This is a genomic window from Acinetobacter sp. 1294596, assembly GCF_000582925.1.
In the GTDB taxonomy this organism is placed as follows: domain Bacteria; phylum Pseudomonadota; class Gammaproteobacteria; order Pseudomonadales; family Moraxellaceae; genus Acinetobacter; species Acinetobacter radioresistens.
Genome location: NZ_JFCC01000091.1, coordinates 1 through 2,047 on the forward strand (window position 1 = coordinate 1; position 2,047 = coordinate 2,047).

Here is a 2,047-nt window from a genome sequence, read left to right on the forward strand (position 1 = left end):
CATCCACTCGATCGCTGCTGCTATTATTTTTATTTTCACTATATCTTACCCCAGCTTGTACATCCCAAAATGGGGCTACGTTACGGCTATAAAGTGCTGATACAGCATATTTTGGATCATTACTTTCTGACTTTTCCGAATTGGCTTCAATAAATAGACGATTTTCATCTGTTCCAATTAAAGTTTCAAACTTTGTTCCTAGGTTGCCCTTACCGTCTTCATCAACCATCCATTCATTTTCAAATTTTGTCGTTTGATAAATTTGTCCACCATGTTCTTTAAGATGATTGTCATGAGGTGAGTTAGAGTTCTCAAGCGCAATCTGGACACTCTTATCCCCCATATCCGCATTTTCCATTGAATAATATTCTGGATAACGCTCTTGAAGGGAATACTTTAATCCTCCAGATTCCTGTAAAAGAATTTTCATATTTTTTGTAATATTACTGTCTTGTACAGGAGTTTCATTTTTAGCGAACGTTAGATTTGATAATCCAAATAGCGCAATCATCAAAGTTGTTTTTGAAAACAAATTATTAGTGATGTGCATGTGGATTTACTCCCTTCTCATTTACTTGGGACTGAGGAACAGTCTTTGTAGAATTACCATCTTCCACTTGAGCTACAATGAGTTTATTCATCATTCCTGCACTCATATGGTAAAGCAGGTGACAATGAATAGCCCACTCACCTAACTCATCAGCTGTGAGTAGAGTGGTTATCGTTTTCCCAGGTGGAACAATTACCGTATGTTTGTTTGGCATATTGCTTGGATCCTGACCATTCTCAAGCTGCATAAACATGCCATGTAAGTGCATTGGGTGAGCCATCATACTGTCATTGACAAATTTTAAGCGAATACGTTCACCATACTTCACCACTAGTGGGTCGGCTTCATTAAATTTTTTACCATTTATTGTCCAAATATAACGCTCCATGTTTCCACCAAGACGGATCTCTATTTCACGTTCAGCTGCACGAGTGTCTTTTTGAGGATCTAACGATTGCAAATCACTATATTGCAATGCTTTATTACCTTCAGGTGTTGAAGCATTTGCCCATCCAAATACGGTATTATCATTCTTGTCTGAAGCCGCCTTAACAGTAGCGCTATTCATCGGCATATCATGATCCATACCTTTCATAGAAGACATATCATGATCCATACCTTTCATAGAAGACATATCGTGATTCATGCCTTTCATAGAAGACATATCGTGATTCATATCTTTCATAGATGACATGTCATGGCTCATCCCCATATCTTCCATAGTTAATAAAGCACGAGGGCGAGATTTAGGCATCTCAATTTGTTTGACTGCTGGGCTGCTTTCTTCATGTAATGTTCCCACTGAAAAACCGGTACGATCAATAGATTCAGCTTCAATTTGGTAATGTGCTTGTTTTGGTTCCACAATGACATCATAGGTTTCAGCAGTACCAATACGGAACTCATCTACAGGAACGGGCTTTACAGGTTGACCATCAGCACTGACTACAGTCATTTTTAGGTTTGGAATGCGTACATCAAAGAATGACATAGCGGAAGCATTAATAAAACGAAGGCGAACTTTTTCACCAGCTTTGAAGTTACCGGTCCAGTTTTGCTGAGGTGTTTTGCCATTCATTAAAAATGTATAACCAGTCACATCGGACATATCTGTTTTCAACATCCGCATCTGATTCCACATAGAGCGGTCTTGCCAAGTTGCCTTTAATCCATCACGTTTAACTTGTTTTAATACATCGAATACTGTTTCGCGACGGTTCTGATAGTAATCTGCTTCTTTTTTAAGATTTTTCATAATTTGATCACTTGTTGAATTATGAAAATCAGAAAGCAAAACAACGTAATCTTTATCGGTTTTTTCAGCAGCTGTTAGTGGAGTTTTATCTTTAGGATAAATAACAAAAGCACCATATAAACCGTCTTGTTCTTGTCCTTTACTATGTGAATGATACCAATAAGTACCATTTTGGCGGACTTTAAACTTATATTCATAAGTTTTATTAGGGGCAATGCCATTAAATTTGTTAAATCCAGGTA

Annotated in this window: 2 protein-coding genes; both read right to left on the reverse strand. The window is 37.5% G+C overall.

What is annotated here, in order from left to right:
- On the reverse strand, positions 1-550 hold a 550-nt coding region (locus J502_RS15865; RefSeq protein WP_034685165.1), incomplete at its 3' end, for a copper resistance protein B.
- On the reverse strand, positions 537-2,047 hold a 1,511-nt coding region (locus J502_RS15870), incomplete at its 5' end, for a copper resistance system multicopper oxidase (protein WP_034685166.1). The genes J502_RS15870 and J502_RS15865, both read right to left, overlap by 14 nt.